Annotated in this window: 20 protein-coding genes and 2 pseudogenes; 5 read left to right on the forward strand and 17 right to left on the reverse strand. The window is 66.2% G+C overall.

Features of this window, described 5'->3' with window-relative positions; translation table 11 throughout:
* The first annotated feature begins 81 nt into the window (after positions 1-81).
* Positions 82-1,449: an alanine racemase gene (alr, locus tag BCAL_RS01990; RefSeq protein WP_043166850.1), complete on the forward strand. Its 1,368-nt coding sequence runs from the start codon at positions 82-84 to the stop codon at positions 1,447-1,449.
* Positions 1,450-1,535: 86 nt separating this feature from the next.
* Here alr and BCAL_RS01995 read toward each other — a convergent pair whose 3' ends face one another.
* From BCAL_RS01995 to BCAL_RS02010, 4 genes are all read right to left on the reverse strand, one after another.
* Positions 1,536-2,021 (reverse strand): GNAT family N-acetyltransferase, encoded by a 486-nt coding sequence (locus BCAL_RS01995; protein ID WP_052119252.1) that lies wholly within the window; start codon positions 2,019-2,021, stop codon positions 1,536-1,538.
* Positions 2,022-2,176: 155 nt separating this feature from the next.
* Positions 2,177-3,070 carry a phosphogluconate dehydrogenase (NAD(+)-dependent, decarboxylating) gene (gnd, locus tag BCAL_RS02000; RefSeq protein WP_043166848.1) on the reverse strand — a complete coding sequence of 298 codons (894 nt, stop codon included), beginning with the start codon at positions 3,068-3,070 and terminating at the stop codon, positions 2,177-2,179.
* 95 nt (positions 3,071-3,165) lie between these two features.
* Positions 3,166-3,744, reverse strand: a complete 579-nt coding sequence (locus BCAL_RS02005; protein ID WP_238549593.1) for a gluconokinase — start codon at positions 3,742-3,744, stop codon at positions 3,166-3,168.
* Positions 3,745-3,871: 127 nt separating this feature from the next.
* Positions 3,872-5,308, reverse strand: coding sequence for a GntP family permease (locus BCAL_RS02010; protein ID WP_238549594.1), 1,437 nt, complete (start codon positions 5,306-5,308; stop codon positions 3,872-3,874).
* Positions 5,309-5,477: 169 nt separating this feature from the next.
* On the opposite strand from BCAL_RS02010, the gene BCAL_RS02015 reads away from it, so the two are divergent.
* Positions 5,478-6,230 (forward strand): FadR/GntR family transcriptional regulator, encoded by a 753-nt coding sequence (locus BCAL_RS02015; protein ID WP_081887191.1) that lies wholly within the window; start codon positions 5,478-5,480, stop codon positions 6,228-6,230.
* 111 nt (positions 6,231-6,341) lie between these two features.
* On the opposite strand, the gene BCAL_RS02020 is transcribed toward BCAL_RS02015, so the two are convergent.
* Positions 6,342-6,845 (reverse strand): S-ribosylhomocysteine lyase, encoded by a 504-nt coding sequence (locus BCAL_RS02020; RefSeq protein WP_043166846.1) that lies wholly within the window; start codon positions 6,843-6,845, stop codon positions 6,342-6,344.
* A 126-nt stretch (positions 6,846-6,971) separates the two neighbouring features.
* Between BCAL_RS02020 and BCAL_RS14035 the strand changes: the two are divergent.
* From BCAL_RS14035 to BCAL_RS13645, 3 genes and pseudogenes are all read left to right on the forward strand, one after another.
* Positions 6,972-7,040 (forward strand): annotated as a pseudogene (locus BCAL_RS14035) (zinc-ribbon domain-containing protein); the annotation flags it as partial.
* Between the two features lie 246 nt (positions 7,041-7,286).
* Positions 7,287-8,165, forward strand: coding sequence for a serine hydrolase (locus BCAL_RS02030; protein ID WP_043166845.1), 879 nt, complete (start codon positions 7,287-7,289; stop codon positions 8,163-8,165).
* Positions 8,166-8,614: 449 nt separating this feature from the next.
* Positions 8,615-9,094: pseudogene (locus tag BCAL_RS13645) on the forward strand (serine hydrolase); the annotation flags it as partial.
* A gap of 117 nt (positions 9,095-9,211) precedes the next feature.
* On the opposite strand, the gene BCAL_RS12545 reads toward BCAL_RS13645, so the two are convergent.
* From BCAL_RS12545 to BCAL_RS02090, 12 genes are all read right to left on the reverse strand, one after another.
* The gene (locus BCAL_RS12545; protein WP_152600405.1) at positions 9,212-9,577 is read right to left on the reverse strand and encodes a DUF4143 domain-containing protein; all 366 of its coding nucleotides are present in this window, start codon (positions 9,575-9,577) and stop codon (positions 9,212-9,214) included.
* A gap of 217 nt (positions 9,578-9,794) precedes the next feature.
* Complete coding sequence (locus BCAL_RS02040) at positions 9,795-11,837, reverse strand: RecQ family ATP-dependent DNA helicase (protein ID WP_043166843.1); 2,043 nt, start codon at positions 11,835-11,837, stop codon at positions 9,795-9,797.
* A gap of 46 nt (positions 11,838-11,883) precedes the next feature.
* Entirely contained in the window at positions 11,884-13,068 is a 1,185-nt protein-coding gene (locus tag BCAL_RS02045) for a cystathionine gamma-synthase (protein WP_043166841.1), read from the reverse strand.
* Between the two features lie 149 nt (positions 13,069-13,217).
* Positions 13,218-14,240 (reverse strand): pyridoxal-phosphate dependent enzyme, encoded by a 1,023-nt coding sequence (locus BCAL_RS02050; RefSeq protein WP_043166839.1) that lies wholly within the window; start codon positions 14,238-14,240, stop codon positions 13,218-13,220.
* A gap of 545 nt (positions 14,241-14,785) precedes the next feature.
* Positions 14,786-15,643 (reverse strand): ABC transporter ATP-binding protein, encoded by an 858-nt coding sequence (locus BCAL_RS02055; protein ID WP_081887211.1) that lies wholly within the window; start codon positions 15,641-15,643, stop codon positions 14,786-14,788.
* A gap of 14 nt (positions 15,644-15,657) precedes the next feature.
* Positions 15,658-16,518 carry an ATP-binding cassette domain-containing protein gene (locus BCAL_RS02060; RefSeq protein ID WP_043166837.1) on the reverse strand — a complete coding sequence of 287 codons (861 nt, stop codon included), beginning with the start codon at positions 16,516-16,518 and terminating at the stop codon, positions 15,658-15,660.
* 179 nt (positions 16,519-16,697) lie between these two features.
* On the reverse strand, positions 16,698-17,522 hold the full coding sequence (locus BCAL_RS02065; RefSeq protein WP_081887212.1) for an ABC transporter permease: 825 nt from the start codon (positions 17,520-17,522) through the stop codon (positions 16,698-16,700).
* A 53-nt stretch (positions 17,523-17,575) separates the two neighbouring features.
* A complete protein-coding gene (locus tag BCAL_RS02070) occupies positions 17,576-18,544 on the reverse strand; it encodes an ABC transporter permease (protein WP_043166834.1) in 969 nt (322 codons plus the stop codon).
* 170 nt (positions 18,545-18,714) lie between these two features.
* On the reverse strand, positions 18,715-20,403 hold the full coding sequence (locus BCAL_RS02075) for an ABC transporter substrate-binding protein (protein ID WP_043166832.1): 1,689 nt from the start codon (positions 20,401-20,403) through the stop codon (positions 18,715-18,717).
* Between the two features lie 243 nt (positions 20,404-20,646).
* Positions 20,647-21,300 (reverse strand): peptide deformylase, encoded by a 654-nt coding sequence (locus BCAL_RS02080; RefSeq protein ID WP_043166831.1) that lies wholly within the window; start codon positions 21,298-21,300, stop codon positions 20,647-20,649.
* A gap of 67 nt (positions 21,301-21,367) precedes the next feature.
* Entirely contained in the window at positions 21,368-22,753 is a 1,386-nt protein-coding gene (glmM, locus tag BCAL_RS02085) for a phosphoglucosamine mutase (RefSeq protein ID WP_043166829.1), read from the reverse strand.
* Positions 22,754-22,927: 174 nt separating this feature from the next.
* Entirely contained in the window at positions 22,928-23,746 is an 819-nt protein-coding gene (locus tag BCAL_RS02090; protein WP_043166826.1) for a sulfite exporter TauE/SafE family protein, read from the reverse strand.
* Positions 23,747-24,164: the final 418 nt, after the last annotated feature.

The following is a 24,164-nucleotide window of genomic DNA, read 5'->3' on the forward strand; positions in this document are numbered from 1 at the left end:
CACCTCAATCCGGCGGCCCACAAGGCCGCAATGTGGTCTCCCCCACAGCCACGTCACACTGACGCGCCACAATAGGGCGTCATGACTATCAACGCAGCGAATGCCGCTCCGGCAATCGAATTCAGCAACGAACAGGGCAGGGCCAACTACGCGGCCGCCCGCCGCCGCTACCCGGCGCAGGCCATCGTCGACATGAGGGCCCTGCGCGACAACATGGCGCATCTGGTGGACGTCGTGGGAGGCCCGAACTCCGGCACCGCCGTGATGGGCGTCGTCAAGGCCGACGCCTATGGCCACGGTCTGCTGCCCGCCGCCCTCGCCGCGCTGGCCGGCGGCGCCACGTGGCTCGGCACCGCGCAGTCGCACGAGGCGCTGCTGCTCAGGAAGCTCGGCATCGGCCCCGACCGCTGCCACATTCTCACCTGGGTCTACAACGGCACCGAAGTGCCGTTCGACGAGCTCATCGCTAATGACATCGACATCTCCGTCGGCTCGCTGCCGGGCATCGACCGGGTCGCCGAGGCCGCCCGCGCGCTCGGCAAGACGGCGCGCGTGCATGTGAAGGTCGATTCCGGCTTCGGACGCAACGGCTTCACCCCGGCCGGCTTCGACGCCGCGCTCGCCAAGCTCGTTCCGCTCGCCAAGGAGGGTGTGCTGCACATCGTGGGCCAGTGGAGCCACCTCGCCGTGGCCGATTCGCCGGACGTGCCGGAGTTCGTCGCCTCCACCGACCGTCAGATCGAGAACTTCAAGGACTTCACCCGCCGCATGGAGGCCGCGGGCATCGCCCCCGAGATCCGACATCTGGCGAACACCGCGGCGACGCTCGACCGTCCGGAGATCCACTTCGAGCTGACGCGTCCGGGCATCGGTCTGTACGGCTACGAGCCGGACCCGGCGATGGGCACGCCGCGCGACTGGCATCTGACCCCGGCCATGCGTCTGCAGGCGCAGCTCGGCACCGTCAAGGACGTGGAGGCCGGTCACGGCATCTCCTACGGCCGCACCTATCTGACTCCGGACGACACGTCCACGGCGATCGTGCCGATCGGCTACGCGGACGGCATCCACCGCTCCGCCTCCGGATTCGACATGCAGGGTGCCAAGCATGTGGAGAAGCCCGGCGGTCCGGTGCGTGTGATGACCGCCGAGGGCCCGAAGCTCTACCGCGTCTCCGGGCGTGTGTGCATGGACCAGTTCATCCTCGATCTGCATGGTTCGGCGGCCGCGCTCGGCGTGCATGAGGGCGATACGGTCGAACTGTTCGGACCGGGCCGCGGCGAGGAGTTCGTCGAGCCGACCGCCGACGATTGGGCGCGCGCAGCCGACACGATCAGCTACGAGATCTTCACCTGCCTGAGGAACCGCATCCCGCGCCTGTATGAGCATGCCGCCGAGGTGCTGCCCGCGGACGATCTCGCCAAGCTCGATCCAACGAGCCTGCTGTAGGCGCGTACGCGGCCGAAACGCACTAGCCCCCTGCCGACCGATACGGTTTCGGCAGGGGGCTAGTGCGTTTCGCCGGTCCGCTCACCTCACCACTCGTGGCGCTGGTAGGCGATGCGGGTGGTGTCCGTCGTTCGGTCGATCAGCTGGATCAGCCCGCATCGGGCGAATCCGTTGGTCTCAAGCACATGCTGCATGGCCCGGTTGTTGGGATGCGTGTCGGCGCGCACATTGCCGTAGTGCTTGAGCGCCCAGGCGATGCAGTCGCGCGCCGCGTGCTTGACCAGACCGGAGGCCGCGATGCGGTGGATGGTGACATAGGCGTCGTCGTCCAGCCAGGCTCCGTCGATGTGCTTGTAGGTGGGGTCCTCCCCCGGGCACAACGCGAACTGGGCAAGGATGCGCTCGTGTCCGTTCTGCGTGTCGACGAGCAGCATCGTGCGCTGGTTGGCGATGTCGTCCCTGATGACCTCCTCGTGCGGGAACGTGTTGCCCCATTGCGTGGGATTGCCGTTGCGCGCCATCAGCTCGCGGGCGTGCGCGTAGATCTTGAGCATCTGCGGAAGATCGTGCATGGTCGCGTGGCGGAAGCGCCGGGAGGAGGTATTGGATACCACGATTCACCTCACGGTCGATTGGTCGGATTGGGTCGGTTGGAATGGTGACTGACGGGTTACGCTACCATGTCCGCCGCACAAACCGGTGGCGTCCGTTTCGGTGCGTGGTCGTTTCAGTGCGTGGCGATCTCGTCGACCTTGGTGACATGTCCGCCGAACTGGGCTCGCAACGCGGTGACGACCCTGAGGATGTCGTCGGCGCCGCCGCGCGAGGCCTGCCGCTGCCATAGGGCCGCGGCGGTGGTCGGGGTGGGCACGCCGAGCTCGAGCGCGGCCTCGACCATCCACTTGGCCTCACCCGACTCGTTGGCGACGGCCGGCACGTCCTTCAATTCGGGATCGTTCCTAGTGGCGTTGTCGAGCAGGTCGAGCAGCCAGCTGGCCACCACGGATCCGGTGCGCCAAGAGGTCATCGTCTCGGCCGGGTTGGTCACGTATTCGCTGCGCAGCATCGTTGCGAAGCCTTCGCCGAACGCCTGCATCATGCCGTATTCGATGCCGTTGTGGACCATCTTGGCGAAATGTCCACCACCGACCGGGCCGGCGTGGACGAGGCCGAACTCGCCTTCGGGCTTGAGGCTCCTGAAGATCGGCAGGACGGTCTCGTAGTCCTTGTCGTCGCCGCCGATCATCAGCGCGTAGCCGCGTTCGGCGCCCCACACGCCGCCGGAGACGCCGCAATCGAGGAATCCGATGCCGCGCTTCGCGAGTGCGGCCGCGTGCTCGCGGTCCTCGGTGTACTTGGAGTTGCCGCCGTCGACGACGATGTCGCCGGGCTCGAGCAGTTCGCCCAGACGCGCGATCGTCGAATCGGTGGGGGCGCCGGCAGGCACCATCACCCATACGACGCGGGGCGCGTCGAGCGCGGCCACCAGAGCCTCGAGCGAATCGACGTCACGCCCGGAGTCGGGGTTCATGTCGTAGCCGACGATCTCGTGGCCGTCCTCCTTGAGACGCCTGACCATGTTGCCGCCCATACGGCCGAGGCCGATCATACCCATCTGCATTTCGGTTGCCTTCCTGTCCTGATTGCTGAGTCGTAGCGTTGGTGTTGCGATGTGATTGACGATGTACTGACGACGCGTTGACGATGCCGACGGTCTCACAGGTGCAGCGCGCCCGCGACGGCGGCCGCCTCCTGCTCGGGGGTGCCCAGTCCGATGTGCGCGGCGACATGGACCTCGTCGTCGCCCGGCTCTTCAAGGATGTCGAACTGGCTTTGGAGCATCTCCGGCTTCATGAAGTGGTTCTCGCGGGTGGACAGGCGTTCCATCACCTCGTCGAACGTGCCCTTCATGTAGACGAACACGACGCCCTTGCGGCGCAGTCGGTCGCGGTAGGCGCGCTTCAACGCGGAGCAGGTGACGACGGCGGGCTCGCCGGCGGCGATGCGCTCGTCGATCCACACGGCGAGGGTGTCGAGCCACGGCCAGCGGTCCTCGTCGGTGAGCGGGTGGCCGGCGGCCATCTTGTCGATGTTGGCCTGCGGGTGGAAGTCGTCGGCCTCGGCGTACTTCAGGCCGTAGTGGTCGACGAGATGCTCGGCGACGGTGGTCTTGCCGCAGCCGCACACGCCCATGAGGACGATGATCGGCTTGGCGTGGCTGAAGTACTTGGCGGGGATGGTGTTCTCGACGATGATGCGCTCGGCGAGGGTGGGGGTGGCGGTTGCGGTGGTCATGGTGCGGTTCCTTTTGCGTGTGGAGGTTTCACGAAATACGGGGCAGGCGACTACCCCTCAGACCCGCTTCGCGGGCCAGCTCCCCTGACAAGGGGAGCCGAGGGCCTAGACGAAGCCGAATCGGGAGTCAGACAAGGGGCACGAAGATGCTGGCGATCATGACGAGGGCGAGCACGACGAGCGAGAGCAGGCATTCGAGGACGGTCCACGTCTTGAACGTCTCGCCGACCTCGAGGCCGAAGTACTCCTTGATGAGCCAGAATCCGGCGTCGTTGACGTGGGAGAGGAACACGGATCCGGCGCCGATCGCGATGACGAGCAGGGCGATGGCCGGGGCGGTCACGCCCATCTGGTCGACGACGGGGCCGAGGATGCCGGCGGTGGTGATGATCGCGACGGTGGCGGAGCCGGTGGCGACGCGCACGAACGCGGCGATGAGCCAAGCGACGAGGAAGATGGAGATCGAGGAGCTTTCGACGAACCTGCCGATGATGTCACCGATGCCGGTGTCGACAAGGACGCCCTTGTAGCCGCCGCCGGCGCCGACGATGAGCAGAATGCCGGCGATCGGGGGAAGCGCGGCCTTGAGGGAGTCGTTGACGGCCTTCCAGGTCATGTGGGTGGCACGTCCGAGCACGAGCATCGCGAAGACCACGGCGACGGCGAGCGCGATGGCGGGCTTGCCGAAGAAGGCGAAGACCTGCGCGTAGAGGGCGTCGGAGCCGGCCTGATCGGGGGCGGCGATCTCGAAGATCGCGTTGCCGAGCATGAGGATCGCGGGCATGAGGATGCACAGCACGGACAGGGCGAACGGCGGCTTGGCGGTGACGGGGTTGCCGTCGGCGTCGACGCGGCCCTTGCCGGTCTCGAAGTTCTCGGGGGCGCCGACCGGCACCCACTTGGCGGCGAACTTGGAGAAGAGCGGGCCGACGAGCGCGGCGGTGATCACGGCGATTGGCAGGCCGAACATCATGGTGACGCCTACGGAGCCGTTCTTGAAGCAGCTGAGCGCGGCGAGCGGGCCGGGCTGGGGCGGCATGCAGGCGTGCATGACGGACAGGCCGGCGAGGGTCGGGATGGCGACGCGCATGAGCGGCAGCTTGGAGCGACGGGTGATGAGGATGATGACGGGCACGAGCACGACGAGGCCGACCTCGAAGAACATGGGCAGGCCGATCAGGGCGCCGATCAGGGCCATGGTCCACGGGATCATCTTCACGGAGGTCTTCGCCAGCAGCGTGTCGACGATGGAGTCGGCGGCGCCGGTGTCCATGAGCACGCGTCCGAGCATCGCGCCGAGGCCGACGAGGATGCCGACGGAGGCCATGGTGGAGCCGAAGGTGTCGGAGAAGCTTTCGACGGTGGCGACCGGTCCGTAGCCGGATCCGATGCCGACGACCAGTGCGGAGATGAGCAGGGAGACGAACGGGTGCAGCTTGGCGACGGTGACCAGCAGGATCAGGACGACGATGCTGGCGACCACGCTGATGCCAAGCTGGGTGCCGTTGAGGTGCACCGCGGTATCAGCCGCCGTGTTGGCCGCCGCAAGAATCATGGTATTCATAATCCATCTCTTCTTTGAGTCGTTGTATTGGATGACGAAACTCTGTCAACCAATCTGTTTTGTATGTTGATATTCAATATAACGCACCGTTTTGGATTACGCAATACGATTCAAAGACGGCGTGTCGAATATGTATGCCATAACACATCGCATGTGCGATACTTGTCCTATGAATACGGAGAAGACGGAAGATACGGCGCGTACCGGTCAATACGCCGGGCAAAGTGACGAACGCCCGTTGCACGACCGGCTGCTGGACTGGTGGGGCATGGCGATCGTCGACGGCGACATCGCCCCGGGAGACCGGCTCCCCGACCCCGATCTCGGCGGCGAAAGCCCCTCGCGCACGGTCACGCGAGAGGCGACTCGCGTGCTGGAATCGATGGGACTGGTGAGCGTCAGGCGCAAGGCGGGCGCGACGGTCAACCCGATCCGGCAATGGAACATGTTCGACCCGCAGGTAATCCGCTGGCGCTTGGGCGGGAGGCACCGTCTGGACGCGCTGCACGAACTGTCGCAGCTTCGCTCGGCGGTCGAACCGCTGGCCGCGCGCCTCGCCGCCACGCATGCCACAAACGAGCAGTGGGCGGCCCTGACCGAGGCCGCGATCGGCATGGTCTCGCACGCGGACCGCGCCGACGAGCAGGAGTACCTCGACGCCGACAGCCTGTTCCACCGCACGCTCGTGGAGGCGAGCGGAAATCTGATGATCGCCGATCTGGGCGACGTCATCGTCGCCACGCTCGAAGGGCGCACGCATCACGAGCTGATGCCGAAGACCGCGAATCAGGAGGCGCTGGACCTGCACAGCGAGGTCGCGGCGCTGGTGCGCCGGGGCGACGGCGCGGGCGCCGAGGCGGCGATGCGGCGCATCGTCGACGAATCGGACGACGCCATCACGCGCATCGCCGAACGGGCGTAAGTAAGTAGACCAACGGGGCCGGATGAATGGGGGTGCTCGACCGTAGGCTTGGCCGAACGGCCTTGAGTGTGTCGAGCACACCCATTCATCCGGCCCAACCAACCGTAAGGCTCAGACGACCTTGCGGACGAAGGGGTCGGAGCTGATGCCCTTGGCGAGGATGTCCTTGCACCACTCCTTCGCGGTGAACAGGCTGTGGTCGCGGTAGTTGCCGCAGCTTTCGATCGTCGTGGCGGGGACGTCGTCCCACGTGGCCTTGTAGGCGATGAACTCGAGCGATTCCTTCAGCGCCTTGGCGACCTCCTCGGTGGGGTGCTCGCCCCAGGTGAGCAGGTGGAAGCCGGTGCGGCAGCCGAACGGCGAGCAGTCGATGTAGCCGTCGATACGCTCGCGCAGCAGCACGGCGATCGTGTGCTCGATCGTGTGCAGGCCCGCGGTCGGGATCGCGTTCTCGTTCGGCTGCACGAGACGCAGGTCGTAGTTGGAGATCACATCGCCATGCGGCCCCTTCTCCGTGTCGATGTAGCGCACGTACGGCGCCTTGACCTTCGTGTGATCCAGCTGGAAGCTCTCGACGACGGGCTTCGTCGGCTTTTCGTTCGTTTCCTCAACCATGTGTCGTCCTCCATAGGTGTTCATTGGAATGACGGATACCATAATAGGACGTGGTTCTTCATGCGGGAGGACAACGCGCATGCGCAAGAACGACGCGGGAAGAACACAGGGAAGGAAAGGGATCATATGCGTTTCTGCACGAACTGCGGTCACAGTCTTGAACCCGGAACGAGATTCTGCACGAACTGCGGCACGCCGATTGCTCAGATGACTCCCGCCGGGTCGTCCGCAGCAGCTCAGCCGGAGCCCACGCCGATTCAACCGACGATTCAACCGGTACCGACACCGGCACCGACGAGGGGAACGTCGCAGGATCGTCCGGTGCCCGATCCCCCGCAGGCTTCCCCCGCACCCGCGTCCGGTCCTTCGCCTTCGCCGGTGCCGGCTCCCACGCCGAGCGCCACGACACGGTCCAGGACGAACCGGATATGGATCATCGTCGTGGCCGCGATCGCCGCCGTGGCGATCGTCGCGGCGCTCGTGTTCGCGTTCGTCATCAAGCCGGACTTCCTGACCGGCTCGACCCCGACCAATCAGACCACCGAACAATCGAACACGGCCGATTCGGACAAGTCCGAAGCCGATTCCGCAACCAAATCCGACACCGACGCGAAGGCCAAGACGACGAAGCCCAACTCGAAGTCGCTGTCGTCGATCACCGACAAGTACTCCTCCACCGACGTGTCGGTCTCGGCGATGTTCCTCGGCGACGGCACCTCGTCGGCCGACACGTCCTATTCGGAAAAGGACGTGGCCAACACGGCCGCCGCACGCACGAAGTTCGTCTCCGCAGGCCTGTACCTGCCCGTCTATCTCGCCGCACGGTCGAACGGTGGCGATTCCCTCACCGAGGCCCAGACGATGATGTCCACGATGGACAATGCGGCCGCCAATCAGGCGATCGCCGACTTCGGCGGCTTCGAGGCGGTCAACCTGTGGCTCAAGCAGCACGGATACGCCGACACCACGCTGGACCGCAACTTCGGCGACGTGCAGGCCAGCAACGCCGGCTACGAGAACACCAGCTCCACGTTCGACGCCGTACGCATGCTCGCCGCGGTGGATGCGGCCGGGGTGTCCGACCTCATGAACGTCGACGTCGCAGCCGAAGGCGTCGCGATTCCATCCGACATGACCATCCACGCACATCGCGGACAGGGCATCAAGAACACGTGGAACTACTTCGCGGTCGTCACCACACCGCACGGCAAGGCGGCGGTCGCGCTCGCCACGCAGAATCAGGGCAAGGGCACGGCGGCGCAGATCATGAGCGACGTCCTCGCCGACATCGACCAGCAGCTCGCCAAGGCGGACGAGTGATGGGCGGACGCCGCTGCGCGCGCAGTGCATCCTCTCGTAGACGTCGTGGACGGTCACACGCCGCGCGGAGTCGCACGCCGATCGCAGCCGTCATCGTGGCAGCGGTGCTGCTGGTCGCCGTACTCGCCGGGATCATCGCGTATCCGCGCGTGACGGGCGTGGCAGGCGGCGCAGCGGATGACCCCGGCCGAAATCAGACCACGTCATCGACGACGAAACACACCACGGACGGCGACATGACAGGTACGGGTGACGGGACCGACAAAGCCGAAACGGCCGCACCGGACCCGGATGCGGCGCGCATCGATGCGGTGAGACAGACGATCGAATCGACCGTCGCACAGTATCCGGGCGACTGGTCCGTGTACGCGCTCGACCTCGGCAGCGGGCGGGACACGGCGATCAACGACAAACCGCTGGTCGCGGCGTCGCTGATCAAGCTGTACATCATGCTCACGGTGTTCGATCGTCTCGAGCACGGGACGATCGCCGACAACGCGACGATCGACGCGAACCTGCAGCAGATGATCACGGTCAGTTCGAACGATGCGGCCAATCGGCTGCTCGCCGTCATCGGCGGCAAGGGCGGGACCACGGCCGCGATCGCGACCGTCACCGACACCGCCGTACGGTACGGCTTCTCCGGCACGAAGGAGCTGCGCGCACTGACAGGCGCCGCATCGGGCAACGCCGTCGAGAACTGGACGTCGGCGCGCGACTGCGGGACGTTCCTCGCCAAGGTTTATCGGGGCGAACTGGTGTCGGCGAACGCGAGCAAACGGATGGTCGACCTGCTGCTTGGACAGACGCGACGCACGAAGATCCCGGCGGGCGTGCCCGCCGGCGTGCAGGTGGCGAACAAGACCGGCGAACTGGCTGCAGTGCAGAACGACGTCGCGATCGTCTACGGTGCCCGCCCATACGTGATCGCCGTGATGACGAACGACGTCGACGAATCCGCCGCCACGAACATCACCACCCTCTCCGCGAACGTGTACCAAGCGTTCGAGGGGCGAGACAGCAGAGGCTGGCGGACGGACGCGACGTCAGCCGACCAACCGTCCGAGATCGGTGATGCCGATGACCTGACCGTGGCTGGTCGCAAAGGACTCGTCTCCCCCGTAGACCACGAAACGGTTGTCCACGGGCAGACCGAAATCCGGTGCGAGATCCTCGAGAATCTCGAACGATTTCGGATTGAACGATGACGAGGACTTGACCTCGACAGCATACAGCGGCCGCCCGCCCTTCTCGATGATCAGGTCGATCTCCTTCTTGTTGCTGTCACGCCAGTAGAACAGCTTCGGTTCCCTGCCGAGCGCCTGATATCGTTTGACGATCTCGACCACGACCATGTTCTCATAGAGGTTGCCGCGATATTGACTGGTGAACAGTTGATCGGCCGATTCCATGCCCACAAGCTGGCCGCCAACCCGGTGTCATAGAAGGCTATTCGCAGGCATATCGCCGACGGACGCAAGTTCGGCTCAAAGCCCTTGGAATCATTGCGTTCTCCCCCATCGACACATGCGTAATCGGCGATTTACATAAGTCGTAACCCACGATTTGCATAAACTGTAGTGATCTGCATCACATATTTTGCCGATGATGCCTCGACCATCGCCGCGTTCAGCACTTTGCGGCATTGAACGCGGCGATCTCCTCCATGAAACGCTTGCCGTACTGGCCGAGCTTGCGCTCGCCCACGCCGTTGACGGCGAGGAACTGGGCGTCGGTGACTGGCCTGATGCGCGCCATGTCACGCAGAGTGCGGTCGGAGAAGACGATGTACGGCGGTTTGCCGATCTCCTGCGCGATCGTACGTCGCAACGCACGCAGACGCTCGAACAGCGCGTCCTCCTCGTCGTTCGGCACGTAGGCGTCCACATCCGCGGACCCACTCGTGCCGGAGGCACCGTAGACGGTCGAATCCGGCGTGCCGGCGCCGCCGATGCCGGAGGCGACGCGGCGGACGGGACGCCCCGCTCCCCCGATGCCATCCGACGAACGGTCGGTCTTACGGTCCACACGCTTGATCTCATAGCGGAACCCGGGTGCGACGGTCTCCGCCGCTCGGCGTCCGAACTTCACGATCGGCAGACGCCCCGCATCGATGTACAGGAACCCGTCGGTGGCCATCTGACTCAGCACGTCGCGGATGCGCGCCTCGGGCACGTCCCTGAGCATGCCGAACGTGGGCATGCTCTGCGGGTTGAGCCACGCGAGATCCTGCGCCTGCGAACCGCGCAGGATCCTGACGATCTTGCCGGAGCCGACGCGCTGGTCGACGTCGTGCACACACTGGCTGATCGCCCGGGCCACGGCGGACACGTCGATGGTGGTGAACGTGCGCTCGCAGTTCGCGCACGCCCCGCATTTGACGGGCTTGCCGGACGCCGACACACCACCATTCGCACCCGCGACCGGCCCGTCCTCCTGCCCGAAGTAGCGGGTCATGTAGCGGTGCAGGCACTCGGTGGTGCGGCAGTAGCCGATCATCCCGTCGAGCAGGCGCCGGCGGTTGCGCCGCGCGATCTCCTGTTCCTCGGGCGTCATGCGCTCGTTCTCGTTGTCGTTGTCGAGCAGGCGCCGGCGCGTGACGATGTCCGACTCGTTCCACAGCAGCGTGCACCGGCTGGGTTCGCCGTCGCGCCCCGCACGACCGGCCTCCTGATAGTACGCCTCGATCGACTCGGGCATGTTGTGGTGGATGACATATCGCACGTTCGACTTGTCGATGCCCATGCCGAACGCGTTGGTGGCGACGACGACCTGCACCCGGTCGGTGACGAAGTCGCGTTGCGCGGCGGCGCGCACGTCGGCGCTCATGCCGCCGTGATAGGCGACGGCGAGACGCCCGGCCGACGCCACTCCCCCGGTCGCACCCGCGAGTTTCGCCGGCACCGCACGGTTCAGCGTGTCGGCGAGCGCCTCGGTCTCCTTGCGCGTGGAGCAGTACACGATGCCGGACTCCTGCGCATGCGCGGCGATATAGTCGGCGATCCACGCGGCCTTGCGTTTGCCCTCCATCATGATGACGTCGAAGTAGAGGTTGGGCCGGTCGAAGCCGGTGACGGTGACCTGCGGCGAACGCAGCCCCAGAAGGTTCACGACGTCGTAGCGCACCTTCTCGGTGGCGGTGGCGGTGAACGCGCCGACGATCGGACGGCGCGGCAGGGAGGCGATGAACTCACCGATCGACAGGTACGAGGAGCGGAAGTCCTGTCCCCATTGGGAGACGCAGTGCGCCTCGTCGACGGCCACGAGCGAGATCGGCGTGGACGAGGCGAAGTTCCTGAATCGCTGCGTCTCCAGGCGCTCCGGCGCGACGTAGAGGAGTTTGACCCGGCCTGCGGCGGCCTGTGCAAGCACCATCGACTGCTCGTCGGGGGCCTGCGTGCCGTTGATGAACGCGGCGGGCAGGCCTATGTCGTTCAGAGCGTCGACCTGGTCCTGCATCAGGGAGATGAGCGGCGAGATGACGACGGTGACGCCGGGCAGGAGCACGGCCGGGATCTGGTAGCACACCGATTTGCCGGCGCCGGTGGGCATGACGGCGAGTACGTCCCGCCCGCCGAGCAGCGCGTTCACCACGGCGGTCTGCCCGGGGCGGAACGATTCGTAGCCGAAGTATCGTTTGAGCGCGTCGAGCGCCGCCGTGGGTTCAGTCATGCTTCCAGTGTAGAAGCAGGTGGAAGCAGGGCGCTCCGCCGGCGTCTCAGAGCGCCTTGAAGGCCTGGTCGAGGTCGGCGATGAGGTCGTCCGCGTTCTCCAGCCCCACGGAGATGCGGATCAGGTTGGCGGGCACCTGCAGGGTGGTGCCGGCCACGGAGGCGTGGGTCATGGCGGCGGGCACTTCGATGAGGCTTTCGACGCCGCCGAGCGATTCGGCCAGCGTGAAGATGCGGGTGTGGTCGACGAAGCGCTTGGCCGCCTCGCCTCCGGCGGCGAGCTGCACGGAGACGACGCCGCCGAATCCGCCGTGCATCTGACGTGCGGCGATCTCGTGGCCGGGGTGGGATTCGAGGCCCGGGTACCAGACGCGCTCCACCACGTCGGACGGCTGGGATTCGAGCCATTGGGCGATCTTCAGCGCGTTGGCGGAGTGGCGTTCGACGCGCAGGGCGAGGGTCTTGAGGCCCCTGATGTCGAGCCAGGAGTCGAACGGGGAGGGCACGGCGCCGGCGGCGTTCTGCAGGAAGGCGACCTCGTCGCGCACCTCGGCGTCGTTCAAGACGACGGCGCCGCCGACCACGTCGGAGTGGCCGCCGATGTACTTGGTGGTCGAGTAGACGACCGCGTCGGCGCCCTCGCCCAGCGGATGCTGGAGCGCGGGCGAGGCGAACGTGTTGTCGACGACGACCTTGGTGCCGTACTTGTGCGCGATCTCGGCCGTCAGAGCGATGTCGGTGATGTTGAGCAGCGGGTTGGACGGGGTCTCGACCCACACGTACGCGTAGTGCTTGGCGGCGAGCGCCTCCTCGACGGCCTTCGCATCGGTGATGTCGACCACGTCGAGGCCGACGCCCCACGGCACGAACACCTTGGCGAGCAGTCGGTAGGTGCCGCCGTACACGTCGTTGCCGAGCAGGATGCTGTCGCCGGGCTTCAGGGTGGAGCGCAGCAGCACGTCGATGGCGGCGAGTCCGGAGGAGAAGGAGAGCGCGTACTTGGCACCTTCGACGGCGGCGAGCTGCTCGTCGAAGCTGGTGCGCGTGGGGTTGATGGAGCGCGAGTAGTCGTGTCCGCCGCGAAGGCCCAGCACGCCGTCCTGCTTGAACGTGGAGGTGGCGTAGATCGGCGTGACGACGGCGCCGGTGGTGGGGTCGGGCTCCTGGCCGGCGTGGATGGCGCGGGTGGCGATGTCGGCTGCGGCGAACTGGGCGTTGTATTCGGCGGACATGGTGATTGGTTCCTTTCGGTGTGGTGCGCTTGGGCTTATGAGTGGATTTTGGGTACGTTGTCGAGGGTATGGCAGTGGCCGGCGCGCATGGCGCCGGTCGGTATCGGTGTTGGTGATGACCGGTTATCCGGTCGGTTATGGGCGGAAGGTCACAGGTACTGTTCGGCGAGCGACGGGCGGGTGGTGCGTTCGACGATGTCGCCGTAGCCGTTGGCGCGCATCCAGTCGTCGTTGAAGATCTTCTCCAGATAGCTGCGGCCGGAGTCGGGGGCGAGGACGACGACGAGCTGGTCGGCGCCGAGGTCGTGTTCCTTCGCGTACTTGATCGCGCTGACGACGGCCATGCCGGAGGAGCCGCCGACGAGCAGCGCCTCCTCGGCGGCGAGCCTGCGGGTCATCTCGAACGCCTCGGCGTCGTTCGCCTTGACGATCTCGTCGGGGATGGAGCGGTCGTAGGCCTTCGGGTAGAAGTCCTCGCCCACGCCCTCGATGTCGTACTGGTGGACGTCGGCGAGGCTGGGTGCGGAGTAGATCGAGCCCTCCGGGTCGGATCCGACGACGACGACGCGGCCGTCGGAGGCCTCCTTCAGATATTTGCCGGTGCCGGAGATCGTGCCGCCGGTGCCGATGCCGGCGACGAAGTGCGTGACCTTGCCGTCGGTCGCCTCCCAGATCTCGGGGCCGGTGGTCGCGTAGTGGCTGGCGGGACCGTTCGGGTTGTCGTACTGGTTGGGGCGGAATCCGCCGGGGATCGACTTGGCGAGTCGTTCGGCGACCTGGTAGTAGGAGCGCGGGTCGTCGGGGCCGGCGTCGGTGGGGGTGACGACGACTTCGGCGCCGTACGCGCGCAGCACGGCGCGCTTGGATTCGGAGACCTTGTCCGGCAGGGTGAAGATCGTGCGGTAGCCGCGCTGCTGGGCCACCATCGCAAGTCCCACTCCGGTGTTGCCGGACGTGGGTTCGACGATGACGCCGCCGGGCTTGAGTTCGCCGGAGCGTTCGGCCGCGTCGATGATGCGCGCGGCGATGCGGTCCTTGGACGAGCCGCCCGGGTTCATGTATTCGATCTTGACCGCGATGGTGGCGTTGACGCCCTCCTCGGCGGGGATGTGGTTGAGCTTGACGAGCGGGGTGTTGCCGATGAGCTCCGCGGTGCTGTTGGCGATGGTCATGTTCGTCTCTTTCCTTGTGGTTCGGGTGGGTTGTCGGTTGGTTGGTGATGGATTGGATGGAAGCCATGCGACGATGCCGTGTCGCGGACCGACGTTCCCCGACGAAAGGAAAGTGACGAGATTGATTGCGTTCGATGCGGTGCGATTCCGTATCCGGTGATCGCATCCGGTGTTTTCCGATGATGCCGGTGTTCCGGGCCGTTCGCCGGATGCGTGATCCGTGGATGCCCGTATGCCCTGTCGCTCATTGGTCTGCCCCGAAGACCCGGTTATCGATACCCCCAACGTACCAATAGCCTTGTGCGACTGAAAACCGCTGCGCACGAATCGAGGTGAAATGCGGCTACGCCGCGCCCGAATGCCCTATCTCAAGTTATGCGTCACTGACCGTTCGCCCGGGGGCGTCGGTTAGCGACAACAACACAAGATAATCTGCATGTCTCACACGATACCACCCTCATCGGCGAGGGCGTGTCGCGCGGGGCCCGCACAGTCCGCATTGTGGACAGGGATGATACCTGTTGCCATGTCTCTCCCCGGCCGGCCTACAGCGAGGCGGCTTCGATGAGGCGACGGGTGTAGTCGGATTCAGGGGCGTCAAGGACCCGCTCAGTGGGTCCGGTCTCGATCGCACGCCCCTCGTTGAGGACGAGGATGCGGTCGGCGATGTGCCGTACGACGCCGAGATCATGCGAGACGATGATCAGCGCGGGGCGCTCGCCGTCCACTCCCTCGCCGGCGAGGATCGACTGGAGGGTCTCGAGGATCTGCACGCGCGCGGCCACGTCGATGGCGCTCATCGGCTCGTCGGTGAGGATCACCTTCGGCTCGTTGACGATGGCGCGGGCGATGGCGACGCGCTGCGCCTGCCCGCCGGACAGGTCGCACGGGTAGCGGTTCAGGAACATGCGCGGGTCAAGGCCGACGCGGGCCAGCGCCTGCACGGTCTTGCCGGCGACCTCGTCGAACGCGTAGCCGAGCGCCTTGCGCCGCAGCCACAGCGGTTCGGACACCGACCGTTCGACGGTCCAACGCGGATCGAGCGACCCGTACGGGTCCTGGAAGACGATCGACGATTCGGCACGCAACGCACGCATGCCCGCCGAACCGCGTTCGACCGCGGACCCACGGTAGAGGATCTCGCCGGAGTCGGCCGTGTCGAGCCCCAGCATGACGCGCGTGAGCGTGGTCTTGCCCGATCCGGATGCGCCGATCACGGCGAGGCACTCCCCCGCATGCACCTCGGCGGACACGTCGAACAGCACCTGCCGGCGCGTTCTGGGCGCGAACAGCCCACGGTGCATGGCACGGTCGACGAACGACGTGTCGATGTGTCGTGCGGCGAGCAGCGGCTGCGACGGTTCAGTCGACCGCGGCGTTGCCGTTGCGTCTGCGGCGTTCATAACGTTCATGGCGTTCATGACTGTGCGACTCCCCCTTCATCGGCACGCGACGTGTCGCCGGCATGCAGCGTCAGCCTGCGCGCGGCCGTGACGAGCTCGCGAGCGGGCGCCGTTTCGGGCGCGGCGAGCAGATCGGCCGTATTCCCCGATTCGACGATACGCCCCTCGTCCAACACGTAGCAGCGTGTGGTGGCGCGCGAGAGCACGGCGAAGTCGTGGGTGATGAACAGCATCGAGGCGCCCGCGTCGTCGACGAGCGAGACGAGCAGGTCGACGATCTGGCGTTGCGTGATCGAGTCAAGCGCCGTGGTGGGCTCGTCCGCGATGATGAAGCGCGGCGAGGTGATCAGCGCCGTCGCGATGCCGACGCGCTGGCGCTGTCCGCCCGACAGCTCGTGCGGCCGCTTGTTCAGCACGTCGTCGGACAATCCGACCTTGCCGAGCATCGCCCTGACACGCTCGGCGCGTTCCGAGGCCGTGAGGTCGTAGTGCAGCCGCAGCGGCAGCGCGATCTGCCGCGCGACGGTCATCACCGGGTTCAGCGCCCGAGCCGGATTCTGGAACACCGTCCCCACATACCGCCCGCGCAGGTCGGCCAACGTCCGCTCGTCCGCATAGGAGGCCGGAGCCGAGTCGCCGCCATTACCCTCGCCACTCGCACTCCCAAGGATCGCCGCATCCCCCATCGAAATCCCGCCGCACAGCGAAGCGCCCTGCGGCAACAACCCCAGCAAGGCCTTGGCGATCATCGATTTGCCCGACCCGGACGCCCCGATCAGCCCGACGCGCTCCCCATCGCCGATGGTCAGATCGACCCCATGCACGATCTCGACGCCACCAAGGTCGACTTTCAACCCACGGACAGAAACACTCATCGAACACCTCCCCCGAGGCACAAGCAGCAAACGCGACGAACACCCCCAACGGAGGGGTGAGGCGGGTACGCCGTACTGGACCGTAGGCTTGGCCGAGCGGCCTTGAGCGCGTCCAGTACGGCGTTAGCCGGCTCACCCCGGACGCAACGCAAACGAATCGCACAAATGACCATCGAAAACTAAGCCTCCCGCAGCAGAGGATTGGCGACCGGATCGCCCGCATCGCGCAGGGCGTCGCCGAACAGGTTCAACGCGATGACGACGAGCGTGACCACCAATCCCGGCCACAGCACCGTCAGCGGAAACACGTTGATGAGCTTGACCGATGTGGAGAGCGAATGCCCCCAGCTGGGCACGCCCGCGCCGACGCCGACGCCGAGATACGTGAGCCCCGCTTCGGCCAGTACCGAGGTTCCGGCGGACATCGACAGCTGCACCGCCAGCACCGGCGTGATGTTCGGCACGATGTGCTGCACGAGCACGCGCAGGCCGCCCGCCCCGTTCGCCCGCGCCGATTCGACGTACTGCGACCGCGCGGCGAGCAGGGCGGCGGGCCGGGCCACGCGCGCGAGGTTCAACCCGTAGGCGATCGAGCATGCGCCGACGACGACCGCCGCGGACGCGCCGAACGGCACGGCGAGCAGCAGGGCGATGAGCACGGTCGGAATGGAGATGAGCGCGTCGACGACGGCGACCGATACGGAGGCGAGCGCCGTGGATCGCGCGACCATGAGGCCGACGAGCAGCAGTCCCAGCGCGGCGGAGCCGATCACGGTGAGGCCGGCGATCACGAGGTTGGTACGCGAGCCGGCCATGAGCCAGCTCAGCACGTCGGCGCCGGTGCCGTCGGTGCCAAGCCAATGGTCGGCGGACGGCGCGGCCCAGACGTGGTAGCCGTCGGTGGCGAGCAGCGGGAGCGGCGTCCAGAACAACGAGACGAGCGCGACGAGCGCCCAGAGGGCGAGCACGACGAGCGCGTATCGTCCGGTGCCGCTCGACCACATGGTGTCAAGGATGACTCGAGCGCGGCGCGCCGGAGTCGGTTTGGTCACGGCCATCACTCCTCCTCTCCCGCGGCAAGTCGCGGATCGAGCGCCCGATGCGTCAGGTCGACGATCAGTCCCAGAATCAGGAAGAACGCGGCGAGCAGGAACAGCTCGCTTTCAACGGCGACAAGATCGCGGTTGCCGACGTCGCCGACGAGCAGCGCGCCGAGCCCGGGCAGGGCGAACAGGTTCTCGATGACCATGACGCCGGTGATCATCGACGCGAACGTCAATCCCACGACCGAGACGAGCTGCGGGGTCGCGAGGCGCAGTCCCACCTGGAGCATCGCCTGTGTGCGGGTCATGCCGCAGGCCATCGCCATGTCGACCGGACCGCCATCGGAGGCGATGTCGTCGAGCGCGGAACGCGTGTAGCGCATGATGCCGGCCGCCGCGACGAAGCCAGTGGCGAGCGCAGGTAGGATCAGCGAGGCGAACGCGCGGACGGGATCGCCCGACCAGCCATCGGCGGGGAATCCCTGCGAGGGGAACAGACCGATCAATCCGACACCGCGGCCGAACAGCAGGAGCAGCAGCAGGCCGCTCCACAGGGCGGGCACCGCGCCGCCCGCTATGGCGAGCACGCGCAGGAACCCGCGCAGCCGGGGCGAACGGGCGATGGACGCGGCGCAGCCGAGCGGCAGCCCGACGGCGAGCGCGACCACGAGGCTCATGACGATCAGCGGGAACGTGATGGCCGCGCGGCGGCCGACCTGCGCTGCGACGGATCGCCCGGTCAGCGCGGACATGCCGAGGTCGCCGTGCAGCAGTCCGCCCGCCCAGTCGAGGTACTGGACGGTGTAGGGCCGGTCGAGCCCGAATTCGGCGCGCAGTTCGGCCACACGCGAGGCTGAGGCGTTGGTGCCCGCCATGACGACGGCCACATCGCCCGGCAGGATGCGCAGCGCCGCGAACACGAGCATCGACACCCCGACCAGCGCCGCCGCAAACAGCAGCAGCCGCTTCACCAAGAACCGCATAAGGATTCCTTTCGCTAACGCAACATGCTCGTCGGAAGTGAGCGGGAGATGACAATTCCCCGTTCAGGACCGTAGGACTTGGCCGAGCGGCCCGGAGCGTGTCCGGAATGGGGAATCGTCATCTCCCGCGACCACCGCACTACTCGGTACCGATCAAAGGTAAGACGTCGTCACTTCACTGGCGTGTAGGTGACCTGCCACAACGGCAGCACGGTCTGGGAGAGGTTCTCCGGGTATCCGGAGACGCCCTTGGCGTAGGCCTGCGTCACCCTCCAGCTGAACAGCCAGTCGGCGGGCGCATCCTCGGAGACGATCTTCGCGGCCTGGGCGAGGTACTTGGACGCCTCGTCGTCGGAGGTCGCGGCGAGCGCCTTCGCGTAGAGGTCCTGCACCTCTTTGGAGTCGTAGTGGTAGTAGTAGCTTGGCGTGGCCCACTTGTAGAAGTCGTGGCTTTCGGCGTGGTCGACGAGCGAGAGGTCGTAGTCACCGTTGGTGTGCACGTCCTGCAGCCAGGTGGAGAATTCGACGTAGTTGATCTTCAGGTCGATGCCGATGGGCTTCAGCTGGCTCTTGAGCTGGTCGCCGAGTTCGGTGCCGTACACGTTCGCGTAGGTGAGGGTGAGTTGAAGCGGCTTGGACTCGGAGTAGCCTGCCTCGGCCATGAGCTGCTTGGCCTTGGCCTCGTCGTGCGGGTACAGGTCGGTCAGGTCCTCGTAGCCGGGGTCGACCTTGGGGATCGGGCCGCCGAGCGGGGAGTCGACGCCGCCGCGGGAGGCGATGATCTGCTGGTGGTCGATGCCGTAGCGGATGGCCTGGCGCACGCGCTTGTCGGTGAGCTTCGGATTGGTCATGTTGAACGCGAGGACGAACTTGTCGGAGCCGTCGCCCTCCTTGACGACGTAGTTGGAGTCCTTGCGGAACGGTTCGGCGAGGGTGGCGGTGATCGGAGAGAGCACCTGCACGTCGCCGCTCTTGAGCGCGTTGATCCCGGCGTTGTCATCGGGCAGGAAGCGGATGATCACGTTCTCGGTCTTCGCCTTGTGTTCGGTTCCCCAGTATTTCGGGTTGGCTTTGAACACGATCTTGTCGCTCGGGTCGAACGAGGAGACGGTGTACGGGCCGGAGCCGAGGGCGCCGGTCTTCTCGTCCCACGTGCCGTCCTTGTCGTAGACGAGTCCGGGGCGGCCGGTCAGGTACCACAGCATGTTGGAGTCGGGCGCGGAGAGGGTGATCTTCACTGTCTTCGAGTCGACGGCCTCGGCCTTGTCGAGGTTCTTGACCTGATCGTAGTTGTAGTACTTGTTCGCCTTGAGCTCGTTGATGGACCAGGCGACGTCGTCGGCGTCGAGCGCGTCGCCGTTGGAGAAGGTCATGTGCTCGTTCAGGTGGAACGTGTAGGTCAGGCCGTCGTCGGAGATCTCCCAGCTCTTGGCGAGTCCGGGGTGGACCTTGTTGTCGGAGCCGCGCGAGACGAGGCTTTCGTACACGTTGCCGATGAGGATCTGCTCGAGCGCGGATCCGGACTGGTGTCGGATGTCGAGGTTGACGGGCGCGAGCTTCAGGCCGATGGAGACGGTGTCGGCCTGCTTGGCCGCGGCGGTGCCGCCTGTGCTCGCCGAACCGTTCCCGCCGTTCTGCTTGTTGGTGAAGAACGCGTTGACGCCGACGACGAGCGCGCTGACTACGATGACCGCGATCAGCGACCACAGCCACCACTTCGGACCTTTGCCATTGCCGCTGCGGCCGGCGCGATTGCCGCCTTTGGGGGTCTTCGCGCGGGCGTTGAGGCTCGCGTCGGTGCTTGCCGTACTGGTACTGGTTGCGCCGGCTTCGCCGTGCACACCATTGTTCTGGGACATGTTCTCTCCCTGTTCGGCTCGTTCGGGCATGCTTGCGCGTCCCGGATCGATGCCGATTCAATATGTGGTTATGAGTTTGATTATGTGCGGTTGACCGCCCATGGAAGGGTCGATCACCGCGTGCCATTATAGACCCACCAATGAGCATCCTCATCAATCACGAAACAACGAAGGCCAGCCCTCGATGGGCTGGCCTGTTGCAGTGCACGGCATTCGTCTCCCCCACCCGGCGGAGCCGGTGGCTTACAGTTCGAAGCCGAGTTCCTCGGCGGCTTCGGTGGGGACCGGATCCTCGGCCCAGAAGTCCTCGAGGTTCTCGTTGGTGGCGAGGGAGCGGATCTCCGCCTTGTCGATGTACAGCTCACCGCTCAGATGGTCGGTCTCGTGCTGGAAGATGCGGGCCGGCCAGCCGTGCAGGCGCTCCTTGTGGTGCTTGCCGTCCTCGTCGTCCCATTCGGCATCGACGTCAAGCCAGCGCCTGCGCACCGCCTGATAGCCGTCGAAGCTCAGACACCCCTCGTAGAAGCTGGCGGTCTTCTCCCCCACCGGCGTGTACTTCGGGTTGATGATCACATGGAACGGGAATTCGGCGATCTCGCGAGGATCGTCCTCGTCGTCGCGCACATGGTCCTCGACGACGGCGAGCGCGAGCCCCAAGCCGATCTGCGTGGCGGCGAGGCCGACGCCGGGCGCTTCGAGCATGGTGGTGTGCATCGTGTCGATGAGCTTGGCGAGGGTGTGCTTGGACAGCTGGCCGTCGTAGGCGGCGGTTTGCTGGCGCAGCACCGGCTCGCCGGCCTGCACGATCGGCAGGATCTTCTCCTTGCCGCCGGTCTTGATGAGCTGTTCGACGTCTCGGTTGAGCTCGATGTCGACTTTCGTGTTCTTCCCGAACATGTGGCTGGGTTCCTCCGTGGGATTCCGTGTGATTCGTGGGTTGGCTGGGCTTGGGATTGGCTGGCTGCTACAGGGCGAGCTCGTCGGCGACGACCTTGGCGAGGCGCGCGCAGACCTCGTCGGCCTGCTCCTGCGTGGCGGCCTCGGCCATGACGCGCACGAGTGGCTCGGTGCCGGAGGGGCGCAGCAGCACGCGGCCGGTGTCGCCGAGGAGCTTCGACTCCTTCTCGACGGCGGCCTGCACCTTGGCGTTGGTGGTGGCGGCCATCTTGTCGACGTTCGGCACGTTGACGAGGGTCTGCGGCAGCTGCGGGAAGTCGGCGGCGAGCTGCTTCAAGCTCTTGCCGGAGCGGACGACCTCGTTGCACAGGGTCAGTGCGGTCAGAGTGCCGTCGCCGGTGGTGGCGAACTCGCGGTTGATGACGTGGCCGGACTGCTCGCCGCCCAGCGTGTAGCCGCCTCGCAGCATCTCCTCGAGCACGTAGCGGTCGCCGACCGCGGTCTGCACGGTCTTGATGCCCATGTCCTTCAGGGCGAGCTTGAGGCCCAGATTGCTCATCACGGTGACGACGAGCGTGTTGTCGGCGAGCTTGCCGGCCTCCTTCTTGGCGCGTGCGAGGATGCCCATGATCTGATCGCCGTTGACCATGTTGCCGTCCTCGTCCACGGCGAGGCAGCGGTCGGCGTCGCCGTCGAACGCGACGCCCATCACCGCATCGGTGGCCTTGACCATGGCCTGCAGCTGCTCGGGGTGGGTGGAGCCGGCGTGCTTGTTGATGTTGTATCCGTCCGGGGAGGCGTTGATGACCATGACCTCGGCGCCGGCGCGGCGCAGCGCCTCGGGGGCGACGACGGAGGTGGCGCCGTTGGCGCAGTCGGCCACGATCTTCAAGCCCTTCAGGGGCTTGGGTTGGGTCTTGTCCGGGTTGATCGGGGCGATGGTGGAGACCAGGTGATCGATGTACAGGTTGGTGGCGGTGACGGTGTCGTGGCTGACACGGCCGACGCCGGCGCCGGTGGGACGATCCCAGTCCTGGCCGAGCACGGCCTCGATCTCGTCCTCCTTGGCGTCGGGCAGCTTGAAGCCGCCGCGTGCGAAGAACTTGATGCCGTTGTCGGGCATCGGGTTGTGGGAGGCGGAGATCACGGCGCCCATCTCGACGTTGAGCACGGAGGTCAGGTAGGCGACGCCCGGCGTCGGGATGATGCCCGCGTCGATCACGTCGAAGCCGCCGGCGGACATGCCCGCGGCCAGTGCGGAGGCGAGGAAGTCGCCGGACACGCGCGTGTCACGACCGACGAGGGCGCGGCGGCGGCCCTCCGGCTGGTTGTCCTGCGTTCCCGCGTCACCGAGCACGCGCACGGCGGCATCGCCCAGATCGAGCGCGAGACGCGCGGTCAGATCACGATTCGCGAGACCTCGAACACCATCGGTTCCAAACATCTTCGGCATAGTTGCTCAACATCCTTATCATCGATCGATCGAAGACGACGCGTCCGCCCTCACTGAGCCGGACGACGCAACGCCCCGTTACCGACCACCATGGTAATCGGCGCGTCACGCGAACGCACGCCGACACGGAATAATGTCCGATTCGGCCACATTCGCGCATGATCAGGCGCCCCGTCACCGGTACGTCTTCAGAGCGAGGTCGACGGTGAGGATGACGCCGGCGATGGCGGCCGCCCAACGCATCGCGTTCGCGGGGATGCGGCGTGTGATGGGCGGGGCGATGCAGCCGCCGACGAAGCAGCCGACGCACAGCATGATCGCGGCCGGCCAGTCGACCACTCCCCTCGCGATGAACACGACGGACGCGGTGATGTTCGCGCCCGTGCCGATCAGGGTCTTCAGCGCGTTGATCCTGTGGAACGGGCCGATGTCCGCGGCGTCGAGCACGGCGAGCGAGACCGTGCCCGCGCCGGCGCCGAAATAGCCGGAATACACGGCGACGCCTGCGGTGGCGGGCCATACCCACCACGCGTCGCGATTCATCGGCTGCACCGGCCGTTCAGCCGATCCCGTCAGCTGCGCGACCGCGGTTTTCGCGGCCGCCCGGGCCTGTATGCGTCCGCGCGGGTTGAACGCGATGAGGAGTGAGGAGAACAGGATCAGTGCCGGCGCGGCGAACTCGAACACCTTCTCGTCGAGTTCGAGCAGCAGGAACGCACCGGCGACACCGCCGAGCGCACCGATGACCATGTAGACCGCGACGCGCGCCGCCTGTCCCTTGAGTTCGCGCTGCGCCCCGACCACTCCGCCGATGCCGGTGCCGATCACGCCGACCGTGTTCGAGGCGTTGGCGAGGACCGGAGGGATGCCGAGCGCAAGCAATGCGGGATACGAGACGAGCGACGAGGCGCCCACCGCATACCCGACGAATCCGGCGCCGATGCCGGCAAACATGATCAGCAGCAACGTGACGATCGAGAATCCCGCGACCATACCACAACATCCTTCCGGTCAGGGGGATCGACGGTCTATCCGGTCCGGGATATCCACCCCATTGCCGGCTCGATTCCTAACGTTTTCCTAACGGTCGTGAGTGAGAATACCCCGATTCCAGCGGCCTGTGACGGTTCTCTTGCCATGTGGACGGATTCACCGTACGTTCCCGGTGGCCATAGGCAAGCCGGCCCCGTTCGACGTACGCTGACTGCCGCTCACCGTACGTCGAACGGGGCCATCACACACAGACCCCCCGAAATCGTACGGCCACTCGAGGTGAGCATACGATTTCGGGGGGTCAGATCCCTATCGCCACGGGGGACGCACGCTGGCGGGATCTCAGCGTACGTTCCACGTGGCGACCCATTCCATGGTCATCGAGAACGTACGCCGAGTGCCGGGCACGCCAAGCGCA

This window comes from Bifidobacterium callitrichos DSM 23973, assembly GCF_000741175.1.
GTDB lineage: Bacteria > Actinomycetota > Actinomycetes > Actinomycetales > Bifidobacteriaceae > Bifidobacterium > Bifidobacterium callitrichos.

Excerpts from the sequence above, each read along its gene's own strand:
- BCAL_RS02010 (WP_238549594.1), bottom strand. The coding sequence starts at position 5,308 with ATGAATACCATGATTCTTGCGGCGGCCAACACGGCGGCTGATACCGCG.
- BCAL_RS02005 (WP_238549593.1), bottom strand. The coding sequence starts at position 3,744 with ATGACCACCGCAACCGCCACCCCCACCCTCGCCGAGCGCATCATCGTC.
- gnd (WP_043166848.1), bottom strand. The coding sequence starts at position 3,070 with ATGCAGATGGGTATGATCGGCCTCGGCCGTATGGGCGGCAACATGGTC.
- BCAL_RS02040 (WP_043166843.1), bottom strand. The coding sequence starts at position 11,837 with ATGACTGAACCCACGGCGGCGCTCGACGCGCTCAAACGATACTTCGGC.
- BCAL_RS02050 (WP_043166839.1), bottom strand. The coding sequence starts at position 14,240 with ATGACCATCGCCAACAGCACCGCGGAGCTCATCGGCAACACCCCGCTC.
- BCAL_RS12545 (WP_152600405.1), bottom strand. The coding sequence starts at position 9,577 with ATGGAATCGGCCGATCAACTGTTCACCAGTCAATATCGCGGCAACCTC.
- BCAL_RS02015 (WP_081887191.1), top strand. The coding sequence starts at position 5,478 with ATGAATACGGAGAAGACGGAAGATACGGCGCGTACCGGTCAATACGCC.
- glmM (WP_043166829.1), bottom strand. The coding sequence starts at position 22,753 with ATGCCGAAGATGTTTGGAACCGATGGTGTTCGAGGTCTCGCGAATCGT.
- BCAL_RS02055 (WP_081887211.1), bottom strand. The coding sequence starts at position 15,643 with ATGAACGCCGCAGACGCAACGGCAACGCCGCGGTCGACTGAACCGTCG.
- BCAL_RS02070 (WP_043166834.1), bottom strand. The coding sequence starts at position 18,544 with ATGCGGTTCTTGGTGAAGCGGCTGCTGCTGTTTGCGGCGGCGCTGGTC.
- BCAL_RS02060 (WP_043166837.1), bottom strand. The coding sequence starts at position 16,518 with ATGAGTGTTTCTGTCCGTGGGTTGAAAGTCGACCTTGGTGGCGTCGAG.
- BCAL_RS02020 (WP_043166846.1), bottom strand. The coding sequence starts at position 6,845 with ATGGTTGAGGAAACGAACGAAAAGCCGACGAAGCCCGTCGTCGAGAGC.
- alr (WP_043166850.1), top strand. The coding sequence starts at position 82 with ATGACTATCAACGCAGCGAATGCCGCTCCGGCAATCGAATTCAGCAAC.
- BCAL_RS02075 (WP_043166832.1), bottom strand. The coding sequence starts at position 20,403 with ATGTCCCAGAACAATGGTGTGCACGGCGAAGCCGGCGCAACCAGTACC.
- BCAL_RS02045 (WP_043166841.1), bottom strand. The coding sequence starts at position 13,068 with ATGTCCGCCGAATACAACGCCCAGTTCGCCGCAGCCGACATCGCCACC.
- BCAL_RS02080 (WP_043166831.1), bottom strand. The coding sequence starts at position 21,300 with ATGTTCGGGAAGAACACGAAAGTCGACATCGAGCTCAACCGAGACGTC.
- BCAL_RS02090 (WP_043166826.1), bottom strand. The coding sequence starts at position 23,746 with ATGGTCGCGGGATTCTCGATCGTCACGTTGCTGCTGATCATGTTTGCC.
- BCAL_RS02065 (WP_081887212.1), bottom strand. The coding sequence starts at position 17,522 with ATGTGGTCGAGCGGCACCGGACGATACGCGCTCGTCGTGCTCGCCCTC.
- BCAL_RS01995 (WP_052119252.1), bottom strand. The coding sequence starts at position 2,021 with ATGCACGATCTTCCGCAGATGCTCAAGATCTACGCGCACGCCCGCGAG.